Origin of the sequence: Rhizobium sp. RAF36, assembly GCF_052114105.1 — a bacterium.
GTDB lineage: Bacteria > Pseudomonadota > Alphaproteobacteria > Rhizobiales > Rhizobiaceae > Rhizobium.
In genome coordinates this window covers 784351-811232 of sequence record NZ_JBFREC010000002.1, presented here as the reverse complement: position 1 = coordinate 811232, position 26882 = coordinate 784351, and the positions used below count along the sequence as shown (strand labels likewise).

At 62.7% G+C, this 26882-nt stretch carries 23 protein-coding genes; 15 read left to right on the top strand and 8 right to left on the bottom strand.

The genetic code is table 11. The annotated features are described in order from the left end of the window. Nucleotides 1-180 precede the first annotated feature (180 nt). From AB4Z25_RS09890 to ribB, 3 genes are all read left to right on the top strand, one after another. Complete coding sequence (locus AB4Z25_RS09890; RefSeq protein ID WP_112537156.1) at nt 181-3357, top strand: EAL domain-containing protein; 3177 nt, start codon at nt 181-183, stop codon at nt 3355-3357. 164 nt (nt 3358-3521) lie between these two features. Then, nucleotides 3522-4619 (top strand): chorismate synthase, encoded by a 1098-nt coding sequence (aroC, locus tag AB4Z25_RS09885; RefSeq protein ID WP_112537155.1) that lies wholly within the window; start codon nt 3522-3524, stop codon nt 4617-4619. Between the two features lie 10 nt (nt 4620-4629). After that, nucleotides 4630-5733: a 3,4-dihydroxy-2-butanone-4-phosphate synthase gene (gene ribB / locus AB4Z25_RS09880; protein WP_112537154.1), complete on the top strand. Its 1104-nt coding sequence runs from the start codon at nt 4630-4632 to the stop codon at nt 5731-5733. Here ribB and AB4Z25_RS09875 read toward each other — a convergent pair. Continuing rightward, complete coding sequence (locus AB4Z25_RS09875) at nt 5711-6112, bottom strand: KTSC domain-containing protein (protein WP_442207952.1); 402 nt, start codon at nt 6110-6112, stop codon at nt 5711-5713. The genes ribB and AB4Z25_RS09875 overlap by 23 nt on opposite strands. Before the next feature lie 118 nt (nt 6113-6230). Further along, on the bottom strand, nt 6231-7421 hold the full coding sequence (locus tag AB4Z25_RS09870) for a winged helix-turn-helix domain-containing protein (protein ID WP_112537152.1): 1191 nt from the start codon (nt 7419-7421) through the stop codon (nt 6231-6233). A gap of 98 nt (nt 7422-7519) precedes the next feature. Here AB4Z25_RS09870 and AB4Z25_RS09865 point away from each other — a divergent pair, with 98 nt between their 5' ends. From AB4Z25_RS09865 to AB4Z25_RS09855, 3 genes are read left to right on the top strand one after another with little or no spacing between them, the layout of a single operon-like run. Continuing rightward, complete coding sequence (locus AB4Z25_RS09865; protein WP_112537351.1) at nt 7520-8194, top strand: ABC transporter ATP-binding protein; 675 nt, start codon at nt 7520-7522, stop codon at nt 8192-8194. After that, nucleotides 8194-8802 (top strand): energy-coupling factor transporter transmembrane component T family protein, encoded by a 609-nt coding sequence (locus AB4Z25_RS09860; protein ID WP_112537151.1) that lies wholly within the window; start codon nt 8194-8196, stop codon nt 8800-8802. The genes AB4Z25_RS09865 and AB4Z25_RS09860 overlap by 1 nt, the downstream gene beginning before the upstream one ends. Before the next feature lie 24 nt (nt 8803-8826). Further along, nucleotides 8827-9390 carry a biotin transporter BioY gene (locus AB4Z25_RS09855; RefSeq protein WP_112445804.1) on the top strand — a complete coding sequence of 188 codons (564 nt, stop codon included), beginning with the start codon at nt 8827-8829 and terminating at the stop codon, nt 9388-9390. Here the strand turns inward: AB4Z25_RS09855 and AB4Z25_RS09850 are convergent. Continuing rightward, nucleotides 9387-9788: an acyl-CoA thioesterase gene (locus tag AB4Z25_RS09850; protein WP_112518192.1), complete on the bottom strand. Its 402-nt coding sequence runs from the start codon at nt 9786-9788 to the stop codon at nt 9387-9389. The two genes, AB4Z25_RS09855 and AB4Z25_RS09850, sit on opposite strands and share 4 nt — an antisense overlap. A 160-nt stretch (nt 9789-9948) precedes the next feature. Here AB4Z25_RS09850 and AB4Z25_RS09845 point away from each other — a divergent pair, with 160 nt between their 5' ends. From AB4Z25_RS09845 to dxs, 6 genes are all read left to right on the top strand, one after another. Continuing rightward, nucleotides 9949-10884: a histone deacetylase family protein gene (locus tag AB4Z25_RS09845; protein ID WP_112537150.1), complete on the top strand. Its 936-nt coding sequence runs from the start codon at nt 9949-9951 to the stop codon at nt 10882-10884. Between the two features lie 2 nt (nt 10885-10886). Further along, a complete protein-coding gene (locus AB4Z25_RS09840; RefSeq protein WP_112537149.1) occupies nt 10887-11138 on the top strand; it encodes an exodeoxyribonuclease VII small subunit in 252 nt (83 codons plus the stop codon). Beyond that, nucleotides 11135-11491 (top strand): nucleotidyltransferase domain-containing protein, encoded by a 357-nt coding sequence (locus AB4Z25_RS09835; protein ID WP_112537148.1) that lies wholly within the window; start codon nt 11135-11137, stop codon nt 11489-11491. The genes AB4Z25_RS09840 and AB4Z25_RS09835 overlap by 4 nt, the downstream gene beginning before the upstream one ends. Beyond that, nucleotides 11418-11837, top strand: coding sequence for a HepT-like ribonuclease domain-containing protein (locus AB4Z25_RS09830; RefSeq protein WP_112537147.1), 420 nt, complete (start codon nt 11418-11420; stop codon nt 11835-11837). Before AB4Z25_RS09835 ends, AB4Z25_RS09830 begins: the two co-directional genes overlap by 74 nt. Nucleotides 11838-11840: 3 nt before the next feature. Beyond that, complete coding sequence (locus AB4Z25_RS09825) at nt 11841-12764, top strand: pirin family protein (protein ID WP_112537146.1); 924 nt, start codon at nt 11841-11843, stop codon at nt 12762-12764. Nucleotides 12765-12868: 104 nt separating this feature from the next. Continuing rightward, complete coding sequence (dxs, locus tag AB4Z25_RS09820) at nt 12869-14785, top strand: 1-deoxy-D-xylulose-5-phosphate synthase (protein ID WP_112537145.1); 1917 nt, start codon at nt 12869-12871, stop codon at nt 14783-14785. A 234-nt stretch (nt 14786-15019) separates the two neighbouring features. Here dxs and AB4Z25_RS09815 read toward each other — a convergent pair whose 3' ends face one another. Then, nucleotides 15020-16963 carry a methyl-accepting chemotaxis protein gene (locus AB4Z25_RS09815; RefSeq protein ID WP_442207951.1) on the bottom strand — a complete coding sequence of 648 codons (1944 nt, stop codon included), beginning with the start codon at nt 16961-16963 and terminating at the stop codon, nt 15020-15022. A gap of 214 nt (nt 16964-17177) precedes the next feature. After that, the gene (locus AB4Z25_RS09810; RefSeq protein WP_442208001.1) at nt 17178-18179 is read right to left on the bottom strand and encodes a DUF4424 domain-containing protein; all 1002 of its coding nucleotides are present in this window, start codon (nt 18177-18179) and stop codon (nt 17178-17180) included. 128 nt (nt 18180-18307) lie between these two features. Here AB4Z25_RS09810 and AB4Z25_RS09805 point away from each other — a divergent pair, with 128 nt between their 5' ends. Then, a complete protein-coding gene (locus AB4Z25_RS09805) occupies nt 18308-19057 on the top strand; it encodes a TlyA family RNA methyltransferase (RefSeq protein ID WP_112537143.1) in 750 nt (249 codons plus the stop codon). Next, nucleotides 19054-20304 carry a class I SAM-dependent RNA methyltransferase gene (locus tag AB4Z25_RS09800; RefSeq protein WP_112537142.1) on the top strand — a complete coding sequence of 417 codons (1251 nt, stop codon included), beginning with the start codon at nt 19054-19056 and terminating at the stop codon, nt 20302-20304. The genes AB4Z25_RS09805 and AB4Z25_RS09800 overlap by 4 nt, the downstream gene beginning before the upstream one ends. Nucleotides 20305-20534: 230 nt before the next feature. Here AB4Z25_RS09800 and mcpU read toward each other — a convergent pair whose 3' ends face one another. The 3 genes from mcpU to AB4Z25_RS09785 all read right to left on the bottom strand — a co-directional run bounded on the left by mcpU (nt 20535) and on the right by AB4Z25_RS09785 (nt 25656). After that, nucleotides 20535-22604, bottom strand: coding sequence for a methyl-accepting chemotaxis protein McpU (gene mcpU, locus AB4Z25_RS09795; RefSeq protein WP_112537349.1), 2070 nt, complete (start codon nt 22602-22604; stop codon nt 20535-20537). Between the two features lie 512 nt (nt 22605-23116). Beyond that, the gene (locus AB4Z25_RS09790) at nt 23117-23869 is read right to left on the bottom strand and encodes a crotonase/enoyl-CoA hydratase family protein (protein ID WP_112537141.1); all 753 of its coding nucleotides are present in this window, start codon (nt 23867-23869) and stop codon (nt 23117-23119) included. 8 nt (nt 23870-23877) lie between these two features. Further along, complete coding sequence (locus tag AB4Z25_RS09785; protein WP_442207950.1) at nt 23878-25656, bottom strand: acyl-CoA dehydrogenase; 1779 nt, start codon at nt 25654-25656, stop codon at nt 23878-23880. Nucleotides 25657-25882: 226 nt separating this feature from the next. Here AB4Z25_RS09785 and AB4Z25_RS09780 point away from each other — a divergent pair, with 226 nt between their 5' ends. Next, complete coding sequence (locus AB4Z25_RS09780; protein ID WP_112537139.1) at nt 25883-26878, top strand: transporter; 996 nt, start codon at nt 25883-25885, stop codon at nt 26876-26878. Nucleotides 26879-26882 lie beyond the last annotated feature (4 nt).

Below are 26882 nucleotides of genomic sequence, written 5' to 3'. Positions count from 1 at the left end.
GCAAAAATTGCCCGGAACAATGGCTTTCGCCGCCCAATTGATGAATAGCATTTTAACAATAATCAGCAGCAGTGATTAACCATTATCCCCGGTTCTTTTGGCGTCCGAAATATAAAATTGCAGGAAATCGTAAATTAACAAGTTCCTCTTACAGTTGCCGTTAAACAAGGGAGACTGATTTTGCTTTTCCGGCTGGGCGGCAACAGGCAACTGCGGCGAATTTTCAAGAATACATGGCTTTCGCTGCTGGTCTCCGGCTTTGTAGCGTTCATGATCGTTGCTGTCGGCATCACCCTTGATCGCGCCAATACTGCCGCGCATCTGCGCGAGTTGCAGATCCGCACGGAAAACGAGACTAATCTGATTCGCGCCCGCATGGCTGCACAGATCAACATGGACATCACCATCGTCCGTGACCTCTCGAACATGATTTCGCTGAGCGCCCGCACGAATGCCGAGGAGATGGAGCGGCAGATCAACTGGCTGCTGATCCAGAACCCGCATTTCATCAACGTCGCCGTCGCCCCCGGCTTTATCGTCAGCAACGTCTACCCGCCGCAGTCCAACAAGTCGCGGATCGGCAAGGATGTGCGCGAAGTGCTTTCGGGCATGCAATCGGTCGCCCGCAATACCGGCGACCAGCAGGCACGCTTCTACGGCCCGATCAAGACATCCGAAGGCAAGGATGCGTTTGCGATCTTCTTCCCGATCTTCGTCAAGGAAGATGGGCAGCGGAAGATCTGGGGCGCCGTCGAGGTCACCATCGACCGCGACATGTTCTATGAGAACACCGGCCTAAAGCCGGCGCGCAATAGCGAGAACCAGGAGCGCTATCCGCATCTCGATCACCTGGCGATCGCGGTGCGCGATCTTGGGACGGCAGCGGCCGATTCGGCAGCGCCCTTCTTCGGCGACACCGATGTTTTCGACAAACAGCCGCTGCGCCGCAAGATCGCCTTTGCCGGCGGACGCTGGGAGCTGTCGGCCGTGCCGATGACCGGCTGGGAGGAAGCGCCGCCGAACCAGTCGCAGCTCAGGGTCATCATCATCACCGCCGGCTGCGTGATCATCATCCCGATCTTCTTCGCAACCCTGCTGCTCGGCGAGCGCAACCGCAACATCTCGCAGCTGGAACGCCGCGAGGTGAAGCTGCTCGAGCTGTCGCAGCGCCTCAATCTGGCGCTCGATTCCTCCAATATCGGCATCTGGGAACTCGAGGACGGCGGTCACAGTCTCTATTGGGACGGCCGCGCTTCGGCGCTGCACGGCGAAGGGACCGGCGAAGGAAGCCACCCGCTGGAAAGCTGGCTTTCGAAGATCGCGGCCGAAGACCGGCCGATCGCCGAGGCGCATTTCTTCAATTGCAGCGTGGCGGGCACCTCCTGCACCGCGCAGTACCGCATCTTCCTCGCAGACGGCACGGTCCGCCATCTGCGCTCAGTCGGCTCGTTCTATACCGACGCCGGCGGTGTTGGCCGGACGATCGGCATCGTCGCCGACGTAACCGCCGATGCGGAAGCGGCCGATACGCTGCGCCGGGCAAAGAACACCAGCGACATCAAGAATGCCGAGCTGGAACTGGCGCTCGACGAGATCTCGCGGCGCGAAGCCGAGCTGACCGAAGTGTCCGGCAAGCTGGATCTGGCGCTCGACGCCTATCAGTGCGGCATCTGGGATGCCACGGTCGGTAACCAGGGTTCGCTCTGGGACGAGCGTATGCACGAGCTCTACGGCCTGGCTCCGCGCAACGGCTTCGTCACCGAAGATCTCTGGCTCTCCTGCATCCATCCGGACGATCGCGCGGCCGCGGTCGAGGCCTCACGCTTCTTCAACCAGCCGGGCGATACGCATACGCTGATTTGCCGCGTCCCCTGCCCCGACGGCGGCGTTCGCTACGTCCGGTCCACCGGCAAGGTGCATCAGACGCCCTCGGGCGCCACCAAGGTCATCGGCGTTGCCTTCGACGTCACCGAGGACGCGCTGCTGACGGCGGAACTCAAGGCCGCCAAGGACGAGGCGGTTGCCAAGAATATCGAGCTTGAACTTGCCAAGAACCGCATCGAGCACAATTCGCTGCATGACCCGCTGACCAGCCTCGCCAACCGCCGCAAGATCGATATCGCGCTGGAAAGCCTGACGATCGACGCGCGCTCGCAGCGCCAGAAATTCGCGATCCTGCATATCGACCTCGACCGCTTCAAAGAAATCAACGACACGCTCGGCCACGCCGCAGGCGATGCGATGCTGGTGCATGCTTCCAAGGTGCTGTCGAAGAATGTGCGCGGCAGCGATCTCGTGGCGCGCATCGGCGGCGACGAGTTCGTGATCCTGGCGCATGACGTCAGCGACGTCGACATGGCTGAACTTGCGGGCCGCGTCATCGAGGAAATGCGCCAGCCGATCGACTTCCAGGGCTTCTCCTGCCGCTGCGGCGTATCGATCGGTATCGCGCTGGCCAACGGCATCCATGTCGATGCGCGCAAGATGCTGATCAATGCCGATATCGCGCTCTACCGCGCCAAGAGCATGGGCCGGAACCGCTACGAGTTCTTCAACCAGAACCTCCAGGCCGACATCATCAACAACAAGCGCACCGCCGACGAGATCCTCGCCGGTATCGACAACAACGAATTCACCGCCTGGTATCAGCCGCAGTTCTGCGCCCGCACGATGAAGCTGACCGGCGTCGAGGCGCTGGTGCGCTGGCACCATCCGACCCGCGGCGTGCTGACGCCGGACAAGTTCCTGCGGATTGCCGACGAGATCAACGTGGTGCAGACGCTTGACAGCATCGTTCTGGAAACCGCGCTGAAGGACAAGATGCGCTGGGCGGCCCATGGTCTCCTCGTGCCGCAGGTTTCGGTCAACGTCTCGGCGCGGCGCCTGCATGACGGCAGCCTCTTCGAATCGCTCAGCCACCTGCATATCCGCCCGGGCGAACTCTCCTTCGAGCTGGTGGAATCGATCTTCCTCGACGAGAGCGAAGACGTCGCCGCCCAGAACCTCGACCGGATCAAGGCGCTCGGCATCGACATCGAGATCGACGATTTCGGCACCGGCCACACCTCGATCGTCTCGCTGCTGAAGCTGAAGCCGAAGCGGCTGAAGATCGACCGCCAGCTAGTCCAGCCGATCCTTCACTCCTCGCAGGAACGCACGCTGGTGCGCTCGATCATCGACATCGCCCGCTCACTCGGCGTCGAGACTGTGGCAGAAGGCGTCGAGAGCATCGACCATGCCGACATGCTGCGCGATCTCGGCTGCGATATCCTGCAGGGTTATGCCTTCTCGCGGCCGCTCGCCTTCGAAGACTTCACGCAGGCTGCACTCGGCACTGCCTGGCGCCTCGCCTCGTAAGCCCATCGTTTCCAAATTGCAGAAACATCATTCTCAGATTGCGCCGCTTTTCGGCAAAGAAAGGCGTTTGCCCGCTTTGCTTTTTGGCCTATGAGTGACCGCGAATTTCTGGAAGTCTGGCGCTGCCGGCGACGGCCTAGGCGGCGCCCATTGGTCGGTAACACATGTCGCACAACACATTCGGTCATCTTTTCCGCGTCACGACCTGGGGCGAAAGCCACGGTCCGGCACTCGGCTGCGTCGTCGATGGCACGCCGCCCGGCCTGCGCTTCAAGCTCGAGGACATTCAGGTCTGGCTCGACAAGCGCAAACCCGGCCAGTCGCGTTTCGTGACGCAGCGCCGCGAGGACGATCTGGTCAAGGTTCTCTCCGGCGTGATGCTGGATGCCGATGGCGAGACGATGATCACCACGGGCACGCCGATCTCGATGCTGATCGAGAACACCGACCAGCGCTCGAAAGACTACGGCGAGATTGCCCGTCAGTATCGTCCCGGCCATGCCGACTATACCTATGATGTGAAATACGGCATCCGCGACTATCGCGGCGGCGGGCGCTCCTCGGCGCGCGAGACTGCGGCGCGTGTCGCCGCCGGCGGCATTGCCCGCCTCGTCGTTCCCGAGATGAAGGTGCGCGCCGCGCTGATCCAGATCGGCAAGCACAAGATCAACCGGCAGAACTGGGATTGGGCTGAGGTCGATCAGAACCCGTTCTTCGCACCTGATGCCGCAATCGTGCCCGTCTGGGAAGAGTATCTCGATGGCATCCGCAAGAGCGGCTCATCCGTCGGTGCGGTGGTCGAGGTCATTGCCGAAGGCGTTCCGGCCGGTCTTGGCGCACCGATCTATGCCAAGCTCGACCAGGACATCGCCTCGCTGCTGATGTCGATCAATGCCGTCAAGGGCGTCGAGATCGGCAACGGCTTTGGTGCGGCCGAAATCACCGGCGAGGAGAATGCCGACGAGATGCGGATGGGCAATGACGGCAATCCGCTGTTCCTCTCCAACCACGCAGGCGGCATCCTGGGCGGCATTTCCACCGGCCAACCCGTCATCGCCCGCTTCGCCATCAAGCCGACCTCCTCGATCCTGACCGAGCGCCAGTCGATCGATGCCGACGGAAAGAATGTCGATATCCGCACCAAGGGCCGTCACGACCCCTGCGTCGGCATCCGCGCCGTGCCGATCGGCGAGGCGATGGTTGCCTGCGCCATTGCAGATCATTACCTCCGCGACCGTGGCCAGACCGGCCGGCTGAAATAGGAATTGCTCCATGCCTTATGACCAGAAGCGCGTCGTCGATGCCATCCGGGCCTTCGAAGCCGGCGAAATCGTCGTTGTCATGGATGACGACGACCGCGAGAACGAAGGCGACCTGATCGTCGCCGCCGTCCACTGTACCCCGGAGAAGATGGCCTTCATCGTGCGCCACACCTCGGGCATCGTCTGCACGCCGATGCCGAAGGAAGAGGCCAAGCGCCTGAACCTCAATGCCATGGTCGCCGAAAACGACTCGGCGCATACGACCGCCTTCACGGTCTCGGTGGACTTCAAGCACGGCACGACGACGGGAATCTCTGCTGACGACCGGACGCTGACGGTGCGCAACCTCGCCAACCCGAATGTCGGTGCCGCCGATTTCGTCCGGCCGGGCCACATTTTCCCGCTGGTTGCCCGCGAGGGCGGCGTGCTGATGCGTTCCGGCCATACTGAAGCAGCCGTCGATCTCTGCAGGCTTGCCGGCCTGCCGCTGATCGGCGTGATCAGCGAGCTCGTCAACGACAACGGCACCGTCATGCGCGGTCCGCAGGTAAGCAGCTTTGCGGAGGAACACGGCCTCAAGCAGGTGTCGGTTGCCGACCTGATCGCCTACCGCCAGCGCAAGGAAACGCTGATCGAGCTCGGCGCGAGCTTCGAGATCCAAACCCCGTTCGGCAAGGCCAAGGCCCATACCTATTCGCTTCCCTGGGATCCGATGCAGCACCTCGCAGTCGTCTTCGGCGACATCCGCGACGGCATCGACATTCCGGTGCGCCTGCATCCGGAGAACGTTGCCGAAGATCTGTTCGGCAAGAAGAGCCCTGTCGACCACTACATGCAGAAGATCGCCGAGGAAGGCCGCGGCATCATCGTCTATCTACGCGAAGGCTCCGTCGGTGTCGGCCATATCGACAACGGCCGCAAGGCTCGCAGCCAGGGCCGCGAGGCGCATGCCGAAGCAGCAACGCGCGAGAGCGAATGGCTGGAAATCGGTCTCGGCGCACAGATCCTGAAGGATCTCGGCGTGACCTCGATCAAGCTTCTGACCAGCCGCGAGCGGCACTATGTCGGGCTTGAGGGTTTTGGGATCAAGATCACCAAGACTGAACTCGGCTGATCACAGAAAATGCGCCTATTCGCCCGCGCTCAGGCGGCGATACGCTTGAAGCGGGGCGGACGTTGCGCATGTAATACTTGCCCGGCGACTGCGAGGTGACCATGGCAATCACATGCGCCTCGTTGACGCCCTCGAAGGTCCGGTCCTCGCCATTGCTGAGGCAGACGCGAAGACGGCCATCCTCCTGACTGAAATAAACCGCGTCGATCAGCGCCGACTTTACCGCGACCGGCTTCATCGGCTCTCGCTGTTCGCCCGGCGAGAGCGTTGAGGCCGCCGCGGCACGGGCGTCGCGGCGGTTGCGGATCAGAGCCCTGACCCTGCGGCCCAGGTCGTTCCAAGCCAACCATGCGGCATATCTGATGAGGTGCGTTTTCATGCGCCAACCGTAGGGGAACGGTGCTTAACAAGTTTGGCACGGGCATGGTAAACCGGCGTCAAGATTAACGTCGAGTAATTTCGAAAAAACTGCTTAAAATTCAAACGATTGGCATCATCTATCCGAGCCAGCCATCGGCAAGGATCACGCGCTCCACGCCGGCGAAGCGGGCGACGCGGTCGAGCTCGGCAGCGAGCCTGTCGAGACGTCCGGCCGAGGCCCGCACACCCGGCTCCAGCCACAGACGCTTCACGTCCAGCGTGCCCTTCTTCCTGTCAGCCTTCATGTCGATGCGGCCAATGAGCCTGTCGCCCTCCAGCAGCGGGAAGACGTAGTAGCCGTATTCGCGCTTCGGCTCCGGAACGAAGATCTCGATGCGGTAGAAGAAGCCGAAGAGGCGTTCGGTGCGGTTGCGGTCGCGGATCATCGGGTCGAAGGGGCTGAGCACCCGGATGCGCGGCGGCGCATCCGGGTAGCCGTCTATCATCGCCGGAAACTCGGCAAGCGCCCAGGACGGGCGCGGTTTGCCGCCGAGCGCCGGTTCGATAACCACTTCGGTGAGCTCCTCGCGATGGGCGATCACCCAGGCTTTGGCGGCTTCGGGGGAAATCAGGTTCCAGAAGGCGGCGATCTCGCCTGATGTGGCAAAGCCGAGGCGGGAGAGCGCGCTGCGGCAGGCCCAGTCGATGAACTCTTCGCGATCGACTTCGGGCTCGCGGAACTCGTCCGGGATGACCCTTTCCACGAGGTCGTAGATCTTCTGGAAGTTCGAGCGCCCGGCGATGGCGAACTTGCCGGTGTGCCAGAAATATTCGAGCGCCGTCTTGTTCGGATGCCAGTTCCACCAGCCGCCGGAGACATGGCCATCCGCCTTGATATCGCGGGCGAGGATGGCCCCGTTTGCGACGACGCGATCGTAGGTTTCCTCGAAGGCATCCTCAAAACCCTCGCCACGCCATTTGCGCCAGCGCTCGACCAGCACTTCCTCCTGATGGACGAACTTGTGCTTCCAGTATTTGAAGAAGGCGCTCGGCAGGATCGAGGCGTCATGCGTCCAGTGTTCGAACAGCGCGCCGTCCTTTTCCAGAAGCGAGGTCAGGTGTTCGCGCCGGTAGGTCTGGTTGCGGGAGAACAGGATCTGGTGATGGGCGCGCTCGACCGTCTGGATGCTATCGACCTGCACGAATCCGAGATCGTGGATGAGCTGCAAGAGCCCGTCCTTGGTCAAGGCGCGGTTCGGCGGTGCGCTCAGCCCCTGCTTGGCAATGAAGACGCGGCGGGCATCGGCATTCGAGAGCAGATTCGTCATGACCTCATCATATGCCGGAAAATCTTCCTAGCCACCCGCTTTTGCACTTTCCGCGCCGCCGCTGTAGAAGCTTGCGCCTGATCTATGAGGGACTGAATTTGGACATCCGTTTCGAAGGCGCTGCGGTCAGCTACGGCGCACGGCAGGCACTGCAGCCGCTGACGTTGCAGCTTGCCGAAAACCGCATCGGCGTGATCGGGCTGAACGGCTCCGGCAAGACGACCTTCGCCCGGCTGATCAACGGACTTGCCAAGCCGACGGCCGGACGCGTGCTGGTCAACGGCCGCGATACGGCCGATGAGCGCGGCGCGCTTGGCGATGTCGGTTTCATCTTCCAGCAGCCGCAGAACCAGATCATCCTGCCGATCGTGAAGGACGATATTGCCTTCGGCCTGAAGAGCCGCGGCGTGCCGAAATCCGAGATCGAGGCAAAGGTCGAGGCTGTTCTGGCGCGTTTCGGCGCCGCCCATCTCGGCAGCCGCCGGGCGCACGAGCTTTCCGGCGGTGAGCTGCAGATCGCAGCGCTCGCCTCGGTGCTGGTCACCGGGCCCGATATCCTGATCCTCGACGAGCCGACCAACCAGCTGGATCTCAAGAACCGGGCGCTGGTGCAGCGGCTGATTGAGGGCCTGCCGGAGAATGCCATCGTCATCACCCATGACCTAGAGCTGATTGCCGGTTTCGGCCGCGTGCTGGTCTTCCATGAGGGCCAGCTTGCCGCCGACGCGCCGGCGGCAGAGGCGATCGCCCGCTACCGGGAGATCGCTGGCTGATGCAATCGCTTTATGTCGAGGGAGAGAGCTTCATGCACCGCCTGCCGGCGCGCGCGAAGCTGCTGGTGCTGGCGATCCTCGGCATCATCCTGTTCACGACGCGAGATATTCCGCTGCTGTCGATCGCCGTACTGGCAGCCGCCGGGGTTTACTTCCGGCTCGGCATTCCCTTTGCCCAGGCACTGCAGCGGCTGAAACCGGTGCTGCTGACGATCGGCATCGTCGCGCTGTTCAGTCTTGCCTTCAATCCCTGGCACGGCGCCATCGTCGCGCTTCTCAGGCTGACGTCGCTGATGTTCTTTGCCGCTGCGGTGACGGCAACGACGGCGATCGCCGAATTCATCGACGAGATCACCCTGCTTGCCCGCCCGCTCGAGCGGCGAAGGCTGGTGCAGGCCAACGATGTCGGGCTGGCGGTCGGCCTCGTCGTGCGTTTCGTGCCCGAGATTCTCGGCCGCTATCAGGCGATCAGGGAAGCGCATGCGGCGCGCGGCATCAAGGTGCGTCCGGTGACGATGCTGGCGCCGCTCATCATCCTGACGCTCAGAGATGCGGATAACATTGCCGCGGCAATTGACGCGCGCGGCATTCGGCGGCATGTCAGTTAACCGATCGTAAACACGGAGCCCATGATGAGCACCCGCGACCTTGTCCTTTCTGCCCTTTTTGCCGCCATCATCGTGGCGCTCGGCATTCTGCCGCCGATCACGCTCGGCTTCATTCCGGTGCCGATCACCGCGCAATCGATGGGCGTGATGATGGCTGGAGTCGTGCTTGGCGCACGCCGCGGCGTGGTTGCCGTACTGATCGTCTGGGTGCTTGTCGCTATCGGCCTGCCGGTTCTCTCCGGCGGCCGCGGCGGACTTGCCGCCTTTGCTGCACCGACGACGGGCTTCCTGATCGGCTGGCTGTTTGCCGCCTTTACGACCGGCTATCTAAGCGAGCGTCTGGTCAAGGCCGAGCAATCCGGCCTCGTGCAGACAGTCGGCTTCTTCCTGTCGGCGATGATCGGCGGGATCGTCGTGCTCTATGCTTTCGGCATCGGCTATCTGGCGCTGGTCAGCGGCGTCAACCTTGAGCAGGCCTTTGTCGGCTCCATGGCCTTCGTGCCCGGTGACGTCGCCAAGGCCTTTGTCGCAGCGCTGGTCGGCCGCGCCGTGATGGTCGGCTATCCGCTGCTGCCGGTACGCGCCTAATCGAGAAAACTGTAGAGCCAGTCGCGCGTCTCTTCCGGCAGCGCGACCGGCTCGCCACTTTCGCGCCCGCGCGCCTGCCAGGTCAGCTCCACTTCGGCGGCCCGATCTGATTTGGCATCGACAGAAATGATGAAGCCGACGGAGCGAAGGCCGATCTTGTCGACGGTCGCGGTAAAGGTGGCCTCCTCGTCATAGGCAAGCGGGCGGTGCAGCGTGCAGGATACTTTGGCGGCCACATAGAGCGGCTCGTCATCAAGCTCCGGCCGCATCGACCAGAAGCCCGCAAGCACCGCTTCGGCGTGGGAAATATAGGACGCGAGGAACATCTGACCGTTCATGTCCACATCCCGGAACGGTATTCGTATCTGCGCCACATTGCTGCGTTTCGGCTTTGCCATCGAATTGTCTTCCCCCTGCCCCGCGCGGACACTAGGCGCCACCAGAGATGAAGTAAACGCTTGCGATGATAGGCACGCGACGGTGCGCGCCTGTTGAAATAGCCATGCCCGGCACCATCTGCTGTGGATCATGACAGGGCCAAAGGATAAGAGTGTCGCCATGAGCACCCGCCTTTACGAACACCCGATCTTTCTTGAGCATGTCACGCCTGAAGGCCACCCAGAACGGCCGGACAGGATGCGCGCGATCAACGTCGCGCTCGGCCATCCGAACTTCGAGCGGCTGGACCGCAAGGAGGCGCCCCAGGCCAACGAGGACGCGGTTCTGCTTGCCCATCCGGAAGAGCATCTGATCGCTGTGATGCGGCAGATCCCCGAGGAAGAAGGCGAGATCAACCAGCTGGAAGCCGACACCTATGCGAGCTCGAAGAGCCTGCAGGCGGTGCTGACGGGCGTCGGCGGCGCCATGGCTGCCATCGACGACGTGTTCACCGGCAAGGCCGACAACGTCTTCGTGGCCGCGCGGCCGCCCGGCCACCATGCCGAGAAGAGCAAGGCGATGGGCTTCTGCTTCTTCAACAATGCCGCGATCGCTGCCCGCCATGCGCAGAAGCGTTATGGCGCCGAACGTGTGGCGATCGTCGACTGGGACGTGCATCACGGCAATGGCACGCAGGACATCTTCTGGGACGATCCTTCGGTGCTGTTCTGCTCGACGCATCAGATGCCGCTCTATCCGGGGTCCGGCGCCAAGGACGAAACCGGCAAGCACGGCACGATCGTCAACGCGCCGCTGTCGCCGAATGTCGGCAGCGATCATTTTCGTGAGGCCTTCAAGTCCCGCGTGCTGCCGGCGCTCAACGACTTCCGGCCGGACCTGATCATCATCTCCGCCGGCTTCGACGCGCATCACCGCGATCCGCTGGCACAGATCAATCTGGTCGGCGAGGATTTCGACTGGGCGACCGGAAGATTGCTGGAGATAGCCGACAAAAGCGCCTCCAACCGGGTCGTCAGCCTGCTGGAAGGCGGATATGATCTCGAAGGCCTCGCCGAGTCGGCAGGCCTGCATGTGCTTAGATTGATGAAGGGTTGAGTATGACTGACAGCGCCAAGCCTGAAGTTTCAGGTCTTTCCTTCGAAAAGGCCGTGGCCGAACTCGAAAACATCGTTGCCCGCCTGGAACGCGGCGACGTGGCGCTGGATGAATCGATCGAAATCTACGAGCGCGGCGAAGCGCTGAAGAAGCATTGCGAGACCCTGCTTTCCGCAGCCGAAAACCGCATCGAGAAGATCCGCCTCGACCGCGCCGGCAAGCCGCAGGGCGTGGAGCCGCTTGACGGGGCTTGATTGGCGCTCTCGACCGCCTGACCAAACACACCTATATTGGGTGTATGGATAGAGAAACCGTCATTTCGACTATCAGGGATCACGAGGATGAGCTGCGTGCCGCAGGCGTCACCGGCCTATCGTTGTTTGGCTCGGTAGCCCGTGACGAAGCGACGGAAACATCCGATATCGATGTGGCTGTTTTGTTGGAGGACCACATCCTCGAATCGGGCTTGACCTACTTCCGCGTCGTCGGCGAACTGAAGGAGCGGCTAGAGGAGATTACAGGGCGCCCTGTCGATGTCGTTACTGAGCCGATCGGGAGGCCCCGTCTCGCTCAGGAGATCGAACGGGACCGCAAAGTTGCCTTCTAGAAAACCCTGGCTGCGATTTGCCGATATCGCGGAAAATGTCGAAAACGTGCTCAGCTACATGCACGGCATGACGCTCGAACAGTTCCTTGCCGATCAGAAGACTATCGACGCGACTGAGCGTTGCCTCCTTCGCATTTCCGAAGCAGCCGTCAAGCTTGATGGTTTTGCCGAGGAGATGCTGCCGCAGCATGATTGGGTTGCCGTGCGCCGGATCGGCAACGTGCTGCGTCATGACTATGACCGCATCAGCAGAAAGATGATCTACGACACTGTCAACGGGCATTTTGAGCGTCTGCTCGCAGACGTGAAAGCGTTGCTTGCAGCACACGACGAAGCGGAGAAATAATTCATGTCCTTCTTCCCCGGTAAAGACCCCCTGCCCGGCGATGCCTTCGCCTGTGATGCGATCGAGAATCTGATCATTCCGCGGACCAGCGATATCGGCGGTTTTCAGGTGCGGCGTGCGCTTCCGACAAGGCAGCGGCGGCTGGTCGGGCCGTTCATCTTCTTCGATCGCATGGGACCGGCGATCCTGAAGCCGGATGAGGCGCTGGATGTGAAGCCGCATCCGCATATCGGGCTTTCCACCGTCACCTATCTCTTCGACGGTGAAATCCGCCATCTCGACAGCCTCGGCACCGAGAAGGTGATCCGTCCTGGTGATATCAACCTGATGACAGCCGGGCGCGGCATCGTACATTCGGAACGCACACCCGACAATCTGCGCGGTCATCCGCTGCTGATGTCGGGGTTGCAGACCTGGCTGGCGCTGCCTGACGACAAGGAAGAGATCGATCCGGCCTTTGCGCATACCGAAAAGAGCGAGATGCCGCTCATTGAGGATACCGGCATTCGCGGCCGCGTCGTTATCGGTTCGTTCGAGGGGCTAAAATCGCCGGTCAAGGTATTTTCCGACACGCTCTATGCCGACATCAACATCCAGCCCGGCGCCAAATTTCCGTTTGCTGCGGCCCATGAAGAGCGCGCAGTCTATGTGCTCTCGGGCGAGGTCGTTATCGCGGGAGACCGGTTTGCGGCCGATCAGCTGCTGGTTTTCCGGCCGGGCGATCCGATCACGTTGGAGGCAGGAAGCGAAGGCTGTCACCTGATGCTCTTCGGGGGCGCGGCCCTGAATTCCAAGCGCTACATATGGTGGAACTTCGTCTCCTCCTCGAAAGAGCGCATCGAGAAGGCCAAGGAAGAATGGCGCACCGGCCGTTTCGACATCGTTCCGGGGGATGAAGAGGAATTCGTGCCTTTGCCTGAGGGCTGAACTTCTCTAGAATGGAGGGGTTGCGGTTCTTGAAACGCACTTGTTTTGCCGCAATTTAATCGGAATAAGCATAAGCCTAGAATGACAAGAAAGAGCGCCCGCCCGTGACAAACCCGCTGAAGACACCGCTGCTTGATCAGGTCACCTATCCCGCCGACCTGCGCAAGCTCGATGATCGCGAGCTGCCGCAGCTTGCGCGCGAGGTCCGCGACGAGATGATCGACGCTGTCTCGCGAACGGGCGGACATCTGGGTGCCGGCCTCGGCGTCGTCGAGCTGACGATCGCCATCCACAGCGTTTTCAACACGCCTGACGACCGGCTGATCTTCGACGTCGGCCACCAGTGTTATCCGCACAAGATCCTGACCGGCCGCCGCGACCGCATCCGCACGCTGCGCCAGGAAAACGGCCTGTCCGGCTTCACGCGCCGCGCCGAAAGCGAATACGATCCCTTTGGCGCCGCCCACTCCTCGACCTCGATCTCTGCCGGTCTCGGCATGGCTGTCGCCGCCGAACTCGACAAGACCGACAAGCGGGTGATCGCCGTGATCGGCGACGGCGCGATGTCGGCCGGCATGGCCTATGAGGCGCTGAACAATGCCGGTGCACTGGACGCGCGGCTGATCGTCATCCTCAACGACAACGACATGTCGATCGCCCCGCCGACGGGTGCGATGAGCGCCTATCTGGCGCGTCTCGCTTCCGGCCGCACCTATATGGGCTTCCGCGATTTCGGCAAGAAACTGACGGCCTATCTCGGCAAGAAGGTCGACCGCGCCATTACCCGCGCCGTCGAGCATGCCCGCGGCTACGTGACCGGCGGGACGATGTTCGAGGAGATGGGCTTCTACCATATCGGCCCGATCGACGGTCACTCGTTCGAGCACCTGCTGCCGGTTCTGCGCAATGTGCGTGATCATGCGGAAGGGCCTGTTCTGATCCATGTCGTGACACAGAAGGGCAAGGGCTATCCGCCGGCGGAAGCTGCTGCCGACAAGTATCACGGCGTCAACAAGTTCGATGTCATCACTGGCGCGCAGGCGAAGGTGAAGCCGAATGCGCCGAGCTATACGAGCGTCTTCGCCGAAGCGCTGGTGCAGGAAGCCGAGCTCGACGACAAGATTGTCGGCATCACCGCGGCGATGCCCAACGGTACGGGTCTCGACAAGCTGGCGAGCCTCTATCCGGCCCGCTGTTTCGACGTCGGTATTGCCGAGCAGCATGCGGTGACCTTTGCCGCCGGTCTTGCCGCCGAAGGCTACAAGCCTTTTGCCGCGCTCTATTCGACTTTCCTGCAGCGCGCCTACGACCAGGTCGTCCATGACGTCGCCATTCAGGGCCTGCCGGTGCGTTTCCCGATCGACCGCGCCGGTTTCGTGGGCGCCGACGGGCCGACGCATGCCGGTTCCTTCGACACGACCTTCCTCGCAGCCCTTCCCGGCTTCGTGGTGATGGCTGCCGCCGACGAGGCGGAACTGAAGCATATGGTGCGCACCGCTGCTGCCTATGATGCCGGTCCGATCTCGTTCCGTTATCCGCGCGGCGAAGGTGTCGGCATCGAGATGCCGGTGCGCGGCGAAATCCTGCAGATCGGCAAGGGCCGGATCGTCAAGGAAGGCACCAAGGTGGCACTGCTCTCGTTCGGCACCCGCCTCGCCGACAGCCTGCTGGCCGCCGAAGACCTCGACGCGGCCGGTCTTTCGACCACCGTTGCCGATGCGCGCTTTGCCAAGCCGCTCGACCACGACCTGATCCGCCAGCTCGCCGCCCACCACGAAATCCTGATCACCATCGAGGAAGGCTCCGTCGGCGGCTTCGGCAGCCACGTGATGCAGTTCCTGGCCATGGAAGGCCTGCTCGACAACGGGCTCAAGGTGCGCTCGCTGGTGATGCCTGACATCTGGATGGAGCAGGCGAAGCCCGAGGCGATGAATGCCCATGCAGGGCTTGATCGCGCGGGTATCGTCTCTACGGTATTCCGGGCGCTCGGCCGCAGTGCTGCGGTTGGGGTTGCGGGGTAAATCGCAAAACGCCTGACCCGGAGCCCCCTCACTCTCCCCGAGGGGAGAGAGGAAGCTCGAGTTTGGAGCGGGCCTTTCGTTCTCACTCGCTTGTCCCCTCGGGGAAAAGGTGCCCCAAGGTTTCAGGTGCAACTCGTTGCACCTGGGATTAGGGGCCACACCCGCAAGCACTCAAAAACAAAAAAGCCCCCGAAGTTTCCCTCGGGGGCCCTGTCTCAGACGATCAGGCTGATCTCAAAACTCTTCCCAATCTTCCTGCACGGCAGCAGCGGCCGTTGCAGTCCTGCCGCCGAAGGCAGAAGCAACGCGGTTGTTCAGCGCGCGGGCCGGAGAGGCGACCGGGCGGGAGGCCGGCTGGGCGATTGCCGCGCGCGGGGCGACGGCAACGGCTGCGGCAGCACCGAGCTTGAACTGGTGCAGGAGAGCGTCGAGGGATGCGGCTTCCTGCGCCAGTGAATGGCTGGCGGCGGTCTGTTCCTCGACCATGGCGGCGTTCTGCTGGGTGCCCTGGTCCATGTTGTTGACGGCCGTGTTGATCTCCTGCAGGCCGATCGATTGTTCGCGGGTGGCGGTGACGATCGCGCCGACGTGGCGGTTGATCTCCTGGACCTCGTTGACGATTTCGGCCAGCGCTTTGCCAGTCTGGTCAACCAGCGAAACGCCGGTATTGACCTGTTCGCCCGAGGTGTTGATCAGCGCCTTGATTTCCTTGGCGGCCTGGGCCGAGCGCTGGGCAAGTTCGCGGACTTCCTGGGCGACGACGGCAAAGCCCTTGCCGGCTTCACCGGCACGCGCCGCTTCGACACCGGCATTCAGCGCCAGAAGGTTGGTCTGGAAGGCGATATCGTCGATGACGCCGATGATGTTGCTGATCTCGCCCGAGGACTTTTCGATCTGCTCCATGGCGGTGACGGCCTTGCGGACGACGTCGCCGGAGCGCTCGGCGCCCACACGGGCACGCTCGACCAGATGGCCGACATCTTCGGCGCGCTTGGCGCTGTCGCGAACAGTGGTCGTGACCTCTTCGAGGGCTGCGGCGGTCTCCTCGACGGCTGCGGCCTGCTGCTCTGTGCGGCGGGCGAGATCGTCGGCTGCCGAGCGGATTTCACCGGCGCCTGCGTTGATCGCCGAGGCGTTGCGGCCGACCGACTGCAGCGTTGCCTGCAGCTTGCCCGCGGCATTGTTGAAGTCGGTGCGCAGGCCGTCGAACTGTTGAGAAAACGGCGTGGTGATGCGGCTCGCGACATCGCCATTGGCGAGGTTCGAGAGGCCTGTTGCGAGACCTTCGATCGCCGAACGGATTTCGGCGGCTTCGCGGGCCTTGTCCTCATCGGAGAGCAGGCGCTGACGTTCGGCTTCGCTGCGCATACGGTCGGTTTCGCCGGAAAGACGAAGCTTTTCAGCGGCAGCTTCCTTGAAGACCAGAACCGACTGGGCCATGCGGCCGACTTCATCGCGGCGGTCGAGGGCCGGAACGTCGACGTCGTGGTTGCCGTTTGCGAGGCGGTCCATGGCAGCCGTCATGCCGATGATCGGCTGAACGATGGCGCGCGACAGCAGCCATGCGAGAACGGCGGCGGCCAGCGAGGCACCGATGCCGCCGAAGAGCAGCGTGTTGTTCAGATCGCTATCGGCATCGGCCTGGATGGCGGCGAGCGAAGCAGACTTGTCGCGGGCGGCGGCCTTGATCTTGGCGGAGGCCTGACGGAAGCCGTCGAGCTGGCCCTTGGTGGCGTTGACGCCAATCTTGACGACGTCGGCGATCGGGGTTTCGGTTTCCTTGCGGGCCTTGGCCTGCGGCTCGGCGAGCTCGTGGAAATAGAGGTCAGCAGCCTTCTGCATGCCGTCGATCATATCGAGCACGGCGGGTTCGTCTGCCGCACTTTCCTTGGCCGAGGCGATCGCCTTCAGCATGCGCTCACGATTGGCGAAAATATCGCCATAGGTGCTGTCGGAGCGGAAGAGAATGAAGCCGCGCAGATTGACGGCCTGCTCAAGCATGGCCTGCAGCGCGTCGTCGATCTGATTGACGAGGAGCTCGGATTTTTCCTGCTGGGCGGCGGCGGCAGATGAAGCGCCGGCCTTGACATAAACATAGGACGAGACGGCAACGAAAATGACGATGAGGGCTGCGAACGTCGCCGCGAGCTTCCCCTTGAGTGAGATATTGGCGAACACCGGTAATTCTCCTGGCAAATAATCGGCGCGGCAAAGGACGGGCCGCCGATGGGCAGCGGCGGCAGACGGAAAATCGGAAGGAACATGAACTGCGGGCAGGGAAATGCGTGCCATCATGGCGAAAGCGATTCAAGCGAACCGCTGCAATCGTCCCGAACCTATGGGGCGGGGCTTTAAAATTGTTTAAGTTTGCACCGCACAAATATGGGGGATGCTATTCGTCCGGCGCGTTCAGGATCAGGATATCGAGGTCCTGTTCCGGCCAGAAATCGGTCGCCGTCATCTCGAAAGTGGTGGGGCCGGTCTTCTTCACACCGGTGCCGCAGAAGCTGATGAGGTTTTTAGCCTTGCCCTTGTCCAGTGTCAGCTTGAAGTTCTTGATCGGGCCGTTCCAGTTGGCGCCGGTCTTGAGGATGTAGGAAATCCAGCTTTCGGTGTAGTTCGGGCCGCTATTTTCCTGCCCCTTGGCGAGCTTCTGCGCGACCTTAACGAAGCCTTGGTCCATGCAGTAGCGCCTGACATAGTCAGCATAGCGATCGCCCTTGGCCTCGCCTTCTTCCAGGAAGCTGATCGCCACCGTGCCACCGACGCTCGGCGTATAGCGGTGCGAGACCGTTACCTTCGCCTTGGCCGGAAAGACGGTTTTCCACCAATAGGTCGAGCGCAGCGTCCAGAGTGGCGTCATGTGGTGCTTCATGCCGTTGCCGTCGTTGTCATAGACATCGTCGTAGAGCACACCGCGGGACAGCCAGTCCCGCTTGACATCGTCGGGCAGCTTGTCCAGCGCGGCATAGGTGCCATCGGCAAAGGGAAGCGGCGGGATGTTGCGGGCTTTCAGGTCGTCCGTCACGTCGATGCTGGCAGCAATCGCCCGCTGCTGCAGCGCCGGGGCGATCGGCTTGCCATCCTGCGTCACGGTGAAATCGAGGAAGTTGTCGCTGCCGGAATTTGCAATGGCGATATCGCTTTCGACATGGCCGGGAAGATCCGGCATGGGGAAGGCGACGAGCGTCTCGACATCCTTGTCCGCGCTGTTTTCGAAGACATAGTCGACGCGGACTTCCTTCTCCGAAATGAACAGCGCCTCGCTTTCCATGCTGACGTCGGGGGATTCGATAAAGGTGAGGCCGCCGGTCTTCAACTCGGCCATCGTATCGTTGGCGAGCGCCGGGGCGGCAAAGGCTGCGGCGGCAAGAATGGCCAAGCTTCTCGAAATTGCCATGCCACTTCGCTCCCCTACCCCATGACCCAGGGCAGAATTATCGCCGAACGCGAAGAGGCGTCAACGGCAGCGGCGCAAACAAAAGGCTTGCAAGCGCGGGCTTTGCCAGTCATGGACAGCCCATGTCCGAACAGAACAATACACAGCGCCTCGACCAGCTTCTCGTCAGCCTCGGCCTTTTCGCCAGCCGCTCGCGGGCGCGCGATGCCGTCAACCGCGGGACGGTGAAGGTAGGCGGCAAGGTCGTCACCAAGGCCGGAGCGCTCTTTGGCGAAGACGCCGCGATCGAAATCGACGATCCGGCGCAGGATTATGTCTCGCGCGCAGCCCTGAAGCTGACGGCGGCACTCGACCATTTCTCTCTCGATCCCGCGGGACACCACTGTCTTGATATCGGCGCCTCGACCGGCGGCTTCACCGAGGTGCTGCTGGAGCGCGGCGCGACGCATGTCACGGCGATCGACGTCGGGCATGGGCAGATGCATCCGCGCATTGCCGCCGATCCGCGTGTCGCCAATATCGAAGGCTTCAACGCCCGCAACCTGACGGCCGACGATGTCGGCCATGACGTGACCTTCATCGTCTCCGACGTGTCGTTCATTTCGCTGCGGCTGGCGCTGGCGCCGTCCCTCGAGATCGCCGAAAGCGGTGCGACCGCGGTTCTGCTCGTCAAGCCGCAATTCGAGGCCGGGCGCGAGGCGATCGGCAAGGGCGGGATGCTCAAGGATCCCGCCTCGGCGCCCGATGTGGCTGCCGCGCTGGAACGCTGGTTCGTCGAGGAGATGGGCTGGAAGAGCCTTGGGCTCATCGCCTCCCCTATCGCCGGCGGCGATGGCAACCAGGAATATCTACTCGCAGGAACAAAGCCGTGAGCACCGAAACAGTCACCATCCAGAAACTCGGCGGACAGGGCGACGGCATTGCCAGTGGCAAGGACGGCCCGATCTACGTGCCGTTTGCGCTGCCCGGCGAAGAGGTGGCGATCGCCCGCGTCAAGAACCAGGGCACGATCATGTCGATCGCCAAGGCTTCGGCGGACCGGCGGGAGCCTGCCTGCCGCCACTTTGGCCCCGACGGCGTCAACGGCACCTGCGGCGGCTGCACGCTGCAGCATCTTGCGGAAGCGCCCTACCGCGCCTTCAAACGGCAGCTGGTGGTCAATGCGCTGAAATCGCAGGGCATCGAGGCCGAGGTCGGCGAGCTGGTCGCGGCCCATCCCGGCGAGCGCCGCCGCGTGGTCTTTGCGGCGCGCAAGACCGAGAAGGACATGCTCATCGGCTTCAATCAGGCCGAAAGCCACCACATCGTCGACATCGAGGAATGTCCCATCTCGGCGGCGGGTATCATGGCCCGGCTGCCGGCGATCAAGGCCATCGGCGCCTCCATGGCGGCCAATGCCGAAGCCTTCCGCATTTCCGTGCTGGAGACGGCGTCCGGGCTCGACCTTGCCGTCGACGGCATCAAGAAGCTTTCCGACCAGCAGCGCCGCAAGGCGGTGGAAACCGTGCTCGGCATGCGCGGCATCGCCCGCGTTTCGCTGAATGGTGAAATCCTGGTCGAACCTGCCAAGCCGGTCGTCGATTTCGGCGGCGTCCAGGTTTCCCCACCGGCCGGCGGCTTCACGCAGGCGACCAAGCCGGCGGAAGACGCGATGGCCGAGCTGGTCGTCGCCCATGTGGGCAAAGCCAAGCGCATCGCCGATCTTTTTGCCGGATCCGGCACCTTCTCGCTTAGGCTTGCCCGCATCGGCCGGGTGCATGCCGTGGAAGGCGAAGACAAGGCTCTCGCCGCGCTCGACCAGGCGGCACGCAAGGCGCAGGGGCTGAAGCCCGTCAGCATCGAAAAGCGCGACCTCTTCCGCCGCCCGCTGATGACGGCAGAATTCAAGCATTACGACGCTGTGGTCTTCGATCCGCCGCGCGCTGGCGCCGAATTCCAGAGCCAGGAGCTGGCGCGCTCCGCGGTCAAGAAGGTCGTCGCCGTCAGCTGCAACCCGCTGACACTGGCGCGCGATCTCGCCATTCTCATTGCCGGTGGCTATCGCCTCACCAGCGTCACGCCGATCGACCAGTTCCTCTGGACGGCGCATGTGGAAGTGGTGGCGACGCTGGAGAAGTAGGCCGCAGCTGGTCGGGCCGCGTATCTTTCTGTGAATCGCGCGCTCTCCGTCCCTCATTCCTGTGCTTGTCACAGGAATCCAGTCACCACGCGTCTGCGTGGTGGGAAGAGTCCTTTCGGCCCAAAGACTTGGGCCGGCTGGATTCCTGTGACAAGCACAGGAATGAGGGAGAGTCCCAAAACAAAAATGCCCGCGTCTCCGCGGGCATTTTCAGTTCACAGCAGGCCTTATCAAGCGACGCGGCGGTGACCCGACGAAGCGCCGGACTGGCCGCTGCCGAGATTGAACTGCGACAGCAGCTGCATCAGCTTGGCTGCCTCGGCGGCGAGGCCGTGGCTGGCGGCCGTCTGTTCCTCGACCATGGCGGCGTTCTGCTGCGTGCCCTGGTCCATGGTGTTGACGGCGGTGTTGATCTCGTGGAGACCGGTCGACTGTTCGCGGGTGGCGGTGACGATCGCGCCGACGTGACGGCTGATCTCCTGGACCTGCGTGACGATCGCTTCCAGCGCCTTGCCGGTTTCGCCGACCAGCGTCACGCCGGAGCGGACCTGGGCGTTCGAGGTGGTGATCAACGCCTCGATTTCCTTCGCGGCCTTGGCGGAACGCTGGGCGAGTTCGCGGACTTCCTGGGCGACAACAGCAAAGCCCTTGCCGGCTTCACCGGCACGCGCTGCTTCGACGCCGGCATTCAGCGCCAGAAGGTTGGTCTGGAAGGCTATGTCGTCGATGACGCTGATGATGCTGGAGATCTGCTCCGAGGATTGCTCGATGCCGGTCATGGCATCGACAGCCTTTCGGACGATCTGGCCGGATTTTTCGGCGCCGCTGCGGGTGTTAGAAACCAGGTTGCCGGCTTCCTCGGCGCGGCGGGCGGTATCCTTGACCGTCGTGGTGATCTCTTCCAGCGCCGCTGCGGTTTCCTCAACGGAAGCGGCCTGCTGCTCGGTGCGGCGGGCAAGGCCATCGGCGGCGGTGCGGATTTCGGTTGCACCGGCGTCGATCGCATTGGCATTGCTGCCGACGGTCTGGAGAGCGCCATGCAGCTTGCCGACAGCGCTGTTGTAGTCATTGCGCAGGCGGTCGAGATGGGCGGCAAAGGGCGTCTCGATGCGATGCGCGAGGTTGCCGTCCGAGAGCGCGCCGAGTGCCCCGCCAAGGGCGTCGACGGCGGTGCGGATTTCGGCCGCTTCGCGGGCCTTCTGTGCCTCGCGCTCCCGACGCTCCCGCTCAGTCAGCGAGCGGCCTTCCTCGGCCTCGCCTTCGAGACGCTGACGATCGATGGCGTTCGACTTGAAGACCGCGACGGCCTCGGCCATCGAGCCGATCTGGTCGCGGCGCTCCTGGCCGGGAATGGCGGCCGAGAGATCACCTGCGGCAAGCTTCTGCATCGCGGCGGTCATCGCCGTGACCGGCTGGACGACGAGGCCGTGCAGCAGCCAGGCCATGGCAGCAATCATCAGGCCGACGGCGAGCAGCGTGGCAATGGTTGCGGCGATGCGGAATTCGTTGAGTGCGGCAAAGGCCTTGTCGCTATCGACGACGAAGCCGAGTGACCACTCGACCGTCGGCAGGCCGGCGACCGGCATGAAGCTGACGAGAACGGGCTTGCCGGCAAATTCGGTGGCGACGAGGCCGGTGCCGATCTTCGGGGTCTGCTTCGGGAAGGCATCGGCCAGCGTCTTGGTGACCAGCTTGGCATCGGGATGGATGAGGATCTGGCCGCTCTTGTTAACGAGGAAAGCCGTGCCCTGGCCGCCGAGATCGATCTCCTTGATCATCTTGACCATGGTTTCGAGCGAGAAGTCGGAGCCGACGACACCGGCGAGCTTGCCATCGCGCTGAACCGGAACGGCAGCGCTGATGATCAGGTCGCCGCTGGACGCATCGACATAAGGCTCGGTCATGACGCTGGCATTGGCCTTGACGGCATCCTGATACCAGGGGCGCTTGCGCGGGTCGTAGCCATCGGGCATCGGCAGCTTCGGCCACATGTTGAAGACGCCCTGCTCATCGCCGAAATAGGTGCTGACGAACTGGCTGGTGAGGACGTCGTTCTGCAGGACATTGAGCGTACCGGCCTGATCGGCGGCGCGCCCGATGGCGTTCGCGACCATGGCGGTCAGCGTCACGCGGCCGTTCATCCAGTTCTCGAGGCTGTGTGCGGCCTGCTCTCCGGAAGACTGGATATTGGCTTCGATCGAAGCAGTCGTGACGTCGCGCTGGACGGAATTGATGTAAAAGGAAAAGGCGGCAAAGGCCGCCAGGACAACGGCGGACGCGGCGACGAGAATGCGCGTCATCAAGTTCGTCTTCTTCACGGGCGTTCTTTCGAAGTCTTCCGCCTTGTCGTTTTGCGCGGATGGACTGCGCGGCAACGCGGGTCGGGCGGATGAGGCTTGGGGGCAAAGCTGCACATGGCGCATCATGCGCCCGGACGAACGGGCAATTCGTCACTTCCTGATTAGTAGGGTCGCATTAAAACACACTTAAAATTTAGCTAAAACCCTATGTTTTTATATTAGAGCGTTTCCTGGTTATATTGAAGCATTCTGTTGGCTCAAACGGCGTCGGATGGTCGACCGGCTGGCGCGCGTCGTAGCCCAGATCTACGGCCAAGCCAGCCGGTCGATCAGGCGGCCCGTTTCAGCCAACCCCCGGTGGCTTGCTTGCAAGCCAGCTAGGGCCGGGCATCTTTCCGCCAGGATCAAAGGCGATCGGCTCGACCGTACCTTTGGGTATGCTCTTCGCCGATCGCCTTTGCCCTGTCAAAAACCTGCTCCGGCAGAATGCTTCAATATAACCAGGAAACGCTCTAACGCCGCATGAAGGCTTCGAAGGCTTTTCTTGCCTCGTCGCTTTTCAACTGTGCGGTGAAGTGGCGCGCTTCTTCATCTATACGTGCAGTAACCTCTTCGCGCGGACCGCGGACAAGATCGCGGGCGATCTTCAGCGCCTTGGCGGGCTTGGCGGCAAGCTTGGCGGCCGTTGACAGCGTCAGATGCTCCACCTCGCCTGGAGCGCAGACCTTCCAGATCAATCCGGCATCGCGTGCCTCGGCAGCCGTGAAAGCTTCGCCTGCGGCCAGCAGCGCGAAGGCACGCTGGTGGCCCATGATGCGTGGGGCGAGCAGGCTGGAGGCGGCTTCCGGGACCAGCGCCAGATCGACGAAGGGGGTGCGGAACTGGCTGCGGAGGGAGGCGATCGTCAGGTCGCAATGCATGTGCATGGTGGTGCCGATGCCGATCGCCAGGCCGTCGACGCCCGAGATCAGCGGCTTCTGCGCATTGACCAGAGCATAGAGGAAATCGAGAAGCTCGTGGCCGAGGCTGCCGCCCATGGCGACGGCGAGGAAATCGGCGATGTCGTTACCGGCAGAAAACGCCCCCTCGGTGCCGAGGAATGCGGTGGCGCGGATGGCATCATCGGCATCGGCGGCCTTCAGCGCTTCGGTCATCTTCACATACATGGCGCGGGTGATGGCGTTCTTCTTGTCCGGCCGGTTGAAGCGGATGATCTGGACGCCCCGGTGTTCGGCGGACTGCTCGACGATGATATGGTCGGTCATGGTGATCCTCAGGCCAGGATGGCGCGGGCTGCGGCAAGGCTCGCGGCACCATTGACGGTGCGGTCCTTCAGGGCAGTGGTTTCGGACAGCAGGTTTTCGGCGGCAAAGCGGCAGAGCGCGATGCGGCCCTCTTCAGCACCGTCGCCGGTCTTGGCGAGGCCGCCCTTGGCGAGATAGGCGCTGGTCAGCACCAGGCCAAACAGGCGCTGATAGGGCGTGGCGCCCGAAAGGGCTTCTGCGATCTTGCCTTCGGCCTGGGCTTTCATCAGCCACTCCGTTGCTTCGGTCAGATCGGCGATTGCCGCATCGAGCCGGGCAGCAGTGTCGCCGAAAGAGGCAAGGTTCGAGCCGCGTACCACTTCGGCGATTGCGCTAAGCTCGGCGATGAAGCCCTTCACGTGCTCGCCATTCGAGAGCGGCAGCTTGCGGGTGACAAGATCGATTGCCTGGATGCCGTTGGTGCCTTCATAGATCGGGGCGATGCGGGCATCGCGCAGGAAGCGGGCAGCACCGGTTTCCTCGATAAAGCCCATGCCGCCATGCACCTGGATACCGAGCGAGGCGACATCGACACCTGCATCGGTCGAGAAGGACTTGGCGATCGGGGTCAGGAGAGCGGCGCGCTCCTGCCAGTGTTTCGTATCGCTGCCGGCGTGATGCGACATGTCGATGGCGTGGGCGCAGGCATAGGAGATGGCCCGCGAGCCCTGGGTCAGCGCCTTCATGGTCAGCAGCATCCTTATGACGTCAGGGTGCTCGATGATCGGGCTCATGCCTACGCCGGTCCAGCCGGGCGCCTTGCCTTGTGTGCGTTCCTTGGCGAAGGCAACGGCCTTCTGGGTGGCGGCTTCGGCAATCGCCACGCCCTGCATGCCGACCGTCAGGCGGGCATTGTTCATCATCGTGAACATGCAGTTGAGGCCCTTGTTCTCCTCGCCGATCAGCCAGCCGATCGCGCCCTTCTCACCCCCGAACTTGCCGTCGCCATAGATCATCGTGCAGGTCGGCGAGCCGTGGATGCCCATCTTGTGCTCGAGAGAATGGACGAAGACGTCGTTGCGGGTGCCGAGCGAGCCGTCGTCGTTGACGAGGAATTTCGGCACCAGGAACAGCGAGATGCCGCGGGTTCCGGCCGGCGCATCCGGCAGGCGGGCGAGGACGAGGTGGATGATATTGTCGGTGGCGTCGTGTTCGCCCCATGTGATGAATATCTTCTGGCCGAAGATGCGGTAGGTGCCATCGTCACGGCGCTCGGCGCGGCTCTTCAGCGCGCCGACATCGGAGCCAGCCTGCGGCTCGGTGAGGTTCATCGTGCCGGTCCACTCGCCGGAGACGAGTTTTGGCAGGTAGGTCTGCTTCATGTTTTCGGAGCCATGCGCGACCAACGCCTCGACGGCGCCCATGGTCAGCGTCGGGCAGAGTGCGAAGGCGGTGGCGCCGGAATTCCACATTTCGAGGGCAGCGACATTGAGGAGAACCGGGAGCCCCTGCCCGCCGAATTCTTCCGGGCCGGTCAGGCCGTTCCAGCCGCCGGCGATCCAGTCCTGATAGAGCTTCGCCCAGCCATCCGGCGTCTTGACCGCGCCATCGATCAGCCGCGACCCTTGCGTATCGCCGATCTCTCCGAGCGGCGCGACCTCATCAGTGGCGAAGCGACCGGCTTCCGTCAGGATCGCATCGACGAGATCTTCGCCGAGATCGCCGAACAGGCCCTTGTCCAACGCGTCCTTCAGGCCGGCGACATGCTTCAGCGTGAAAGCGATCTCTTCGACGGGCGCCTTGTACATGGTGTCTCCTCGCATATCCGGCCAGTGATCGGTACCGGCCATCCTCCAGCCTCAGGGCTAATTGATTTTTACGTAAACGTCAATTTCGATTTTGAAGCGTGTCAGGGCTGCGCCACGTTGTCTCGCCTCTTGCTTATTCGCAGCGTTGTGCAAACAAACGTCATGGAGAATCTCTAGAGCGGAATGCCGAAAAGAGAATGACGGCTTTGCGAAGGACCGGTGACTGATGGATACACTGCCTGCCAATATCCCCGGCCTCATCTGGGCATACCGTTTCCCGGCAGGTTCGAAGACCGCGATCCGGCTTGACAACAGCGCGATGGCGGCCGAGCTGACGGCCGGAGACGGCTTCTACTGGCTGCATCTGAACCTGGCCGATGCGCGCGTCCCGGCGCTGCTGGACACGCTTGAAGGCCTGACCGAGGATGCCAAGTCGGCGCTGACGACGCGCGATACCCATGCGGCGCTCACCGTCGACGAGCAGATGCTCTACGGCACGCTCATCGACTGCCAGCGCGAATTCGACCAGGATACCGCCGATCTCGGCTGGCTGCATTTTGCGATCTCCGGCCGCTTCATCGTCACCACCCGGCTGCAGCCGCTGCGCAGCGCCGACCGGGCGCGGATCATGATCGAAAAGAACCCGGCAAAGTTCGAACGGCCGGTCGATATCTTTGAGCTGCTGGTGATCGAATTCCAGCGCACGCTGATCTCCGTCGTCATGGAACTCACGGAAGAGCTGAACCTGATCGAGGACTTCGTCTACGACAACACGCCGCGCGACGAGCGGCGGCGGCTGGCGCCGGTGCGCCGCACGGTCGTGCGCCTCCACCGCCACCTCAGAAACGTGCTGGCGCTGATGCGCCGGGCTTCGGCATCCGACGAGGACGAGATGCCCTTCGGTTTCGACGACATCGCCGGGCGGCTGACCAGCCGGCTGGAGACGGTCGATCACGACATCTACGCGCTGCAGGAACGCGCGCGGCTGCTGCACGAAGAAATCGATTCAAAGCTGTCGTCGGAAACCAACCGGCACCTCTACATCCTGTCGATCATGACCGCCTTCCTGCTGCCGCCGACGCTGGTCACCGGCTTCTTCGGCATGAACACCGCTAATCTGCCCTTCGCCCAGGGGTCGGGCGGGACGGAATATGCGGTGGCGCTGATCCTCGCCTCGATCGTATCTGCCTGGTGGCTGCTGAAACGCGTCAACATCCTCTGACAGC

Coding starts and splice junctions, on each gene's coding strand:
- ribB (WP_112537154.1), top strand. CDS start 4,630: ATGCCTTATGACCAGAAGCGCGTCGTCGATGCCATCCGGGCCTTCGAA.
- mcpU (WP_112537349.1), bottom strand. CDS start 22,604: ATGACGCGCATTCTCGTCGCCGCGTCCGCCGTTGTCCTGGCGGCCTTT.
- AB4Z25_RS09860 (WP_112537151.1), top strand. CDS start 8,194: ATGCAATCGCTTTATGTCGAGGGAGAGAGCTTCATGCACCGCCTGCCG.
- AB4Z25_RS09875 (WP_442207952.1), bottom strand. CDS start 6,112: ATGAAAACGCACCTCATCAGATATGCCGCATGGTTGGCTTGGAACGAC.
- AB4Z25_RS09825 (WP_112537146.1), top strand. CDS start 11,841: ATGTCCTTCTTCCCCGGTAAAGACCCCCTGCCCGGCGATGCCTTCGCC.
- AB4Z25_RS09785 (WP_442207950.1), bottom strand. CDS start 25,656: ATGTACAAGGCGCCCGTCGAAGAGATCGCTTTCACGCTGAAGCATGTC.
- AB4Z25_RS09830 (WP_112537147.1), top strand. CDS start 11,418: ATGTCGTTACTGAGCCGATCGGGAGGCCCCGTCTCGCTCAGGAGATCG.
- AB4Z25_RS09855 (WP_112445804.1), top strand. CDS start 8,827: ATGAGCACCCGCGACCTTGTCCTTTCTGCCCTTTTTGCCGCCATCATC.
- AB4Z25_RS09790 (WP_112537141.1), bottom strand. CDS start 23,869: ATGACCGACCATATCATCGTCGAGCAGTCCGCCGAACACCGGGGCGTC.
- AB4Z25_RS09805 (WP_112537143.1), top strand. CDS start 18,308: ATGTCCGAACAGAACAATACACAGCGCCTCGACCAGCTTCTCGTCAGC.
- AB4Z25_RS09845 (WP_112537150.1), top strand. CDS start 9,949: ATGAGCACCCGCCTTTACGAACACCCGATCTTTCTTGAGCATGTCACG.
- AB4Z25_RS09850 (WP_112518192.1), bottom strand. CDS start 9,788: ATGGCAAAGCCGAAACGCAGCAATGTGGCGCAGATACGAATACCGTTC.
- AB4Z25_RS09780 (WP_112537139.1), top strand. CDS start 25,883: ATGGATACACTGCCTGCCAATATCCCCGGCCTCATCTGGGCATACCGT.
- aroC (WP_112537155.1), top strand. CDS start 3,522: ATGTCGCACAACACATTCGGTCATCTTTTCCGCGTCACGACCTGGGGC.
- AB4Z25_RS09840 (WP_112537149.1), top strand. CDS start 10,887: ATGACTGACAGCGCCAAGCCTGAAGTTTCAGGTCTTTCCTTCGAAAAG.
- AB4Z25_RS09870 (WP_112537152.1), bottom strand. CDS start 7,421: ATGACGAATCTGCTCTCGAATGCCGATGCCCGCCGCGTCTTCATTGCC.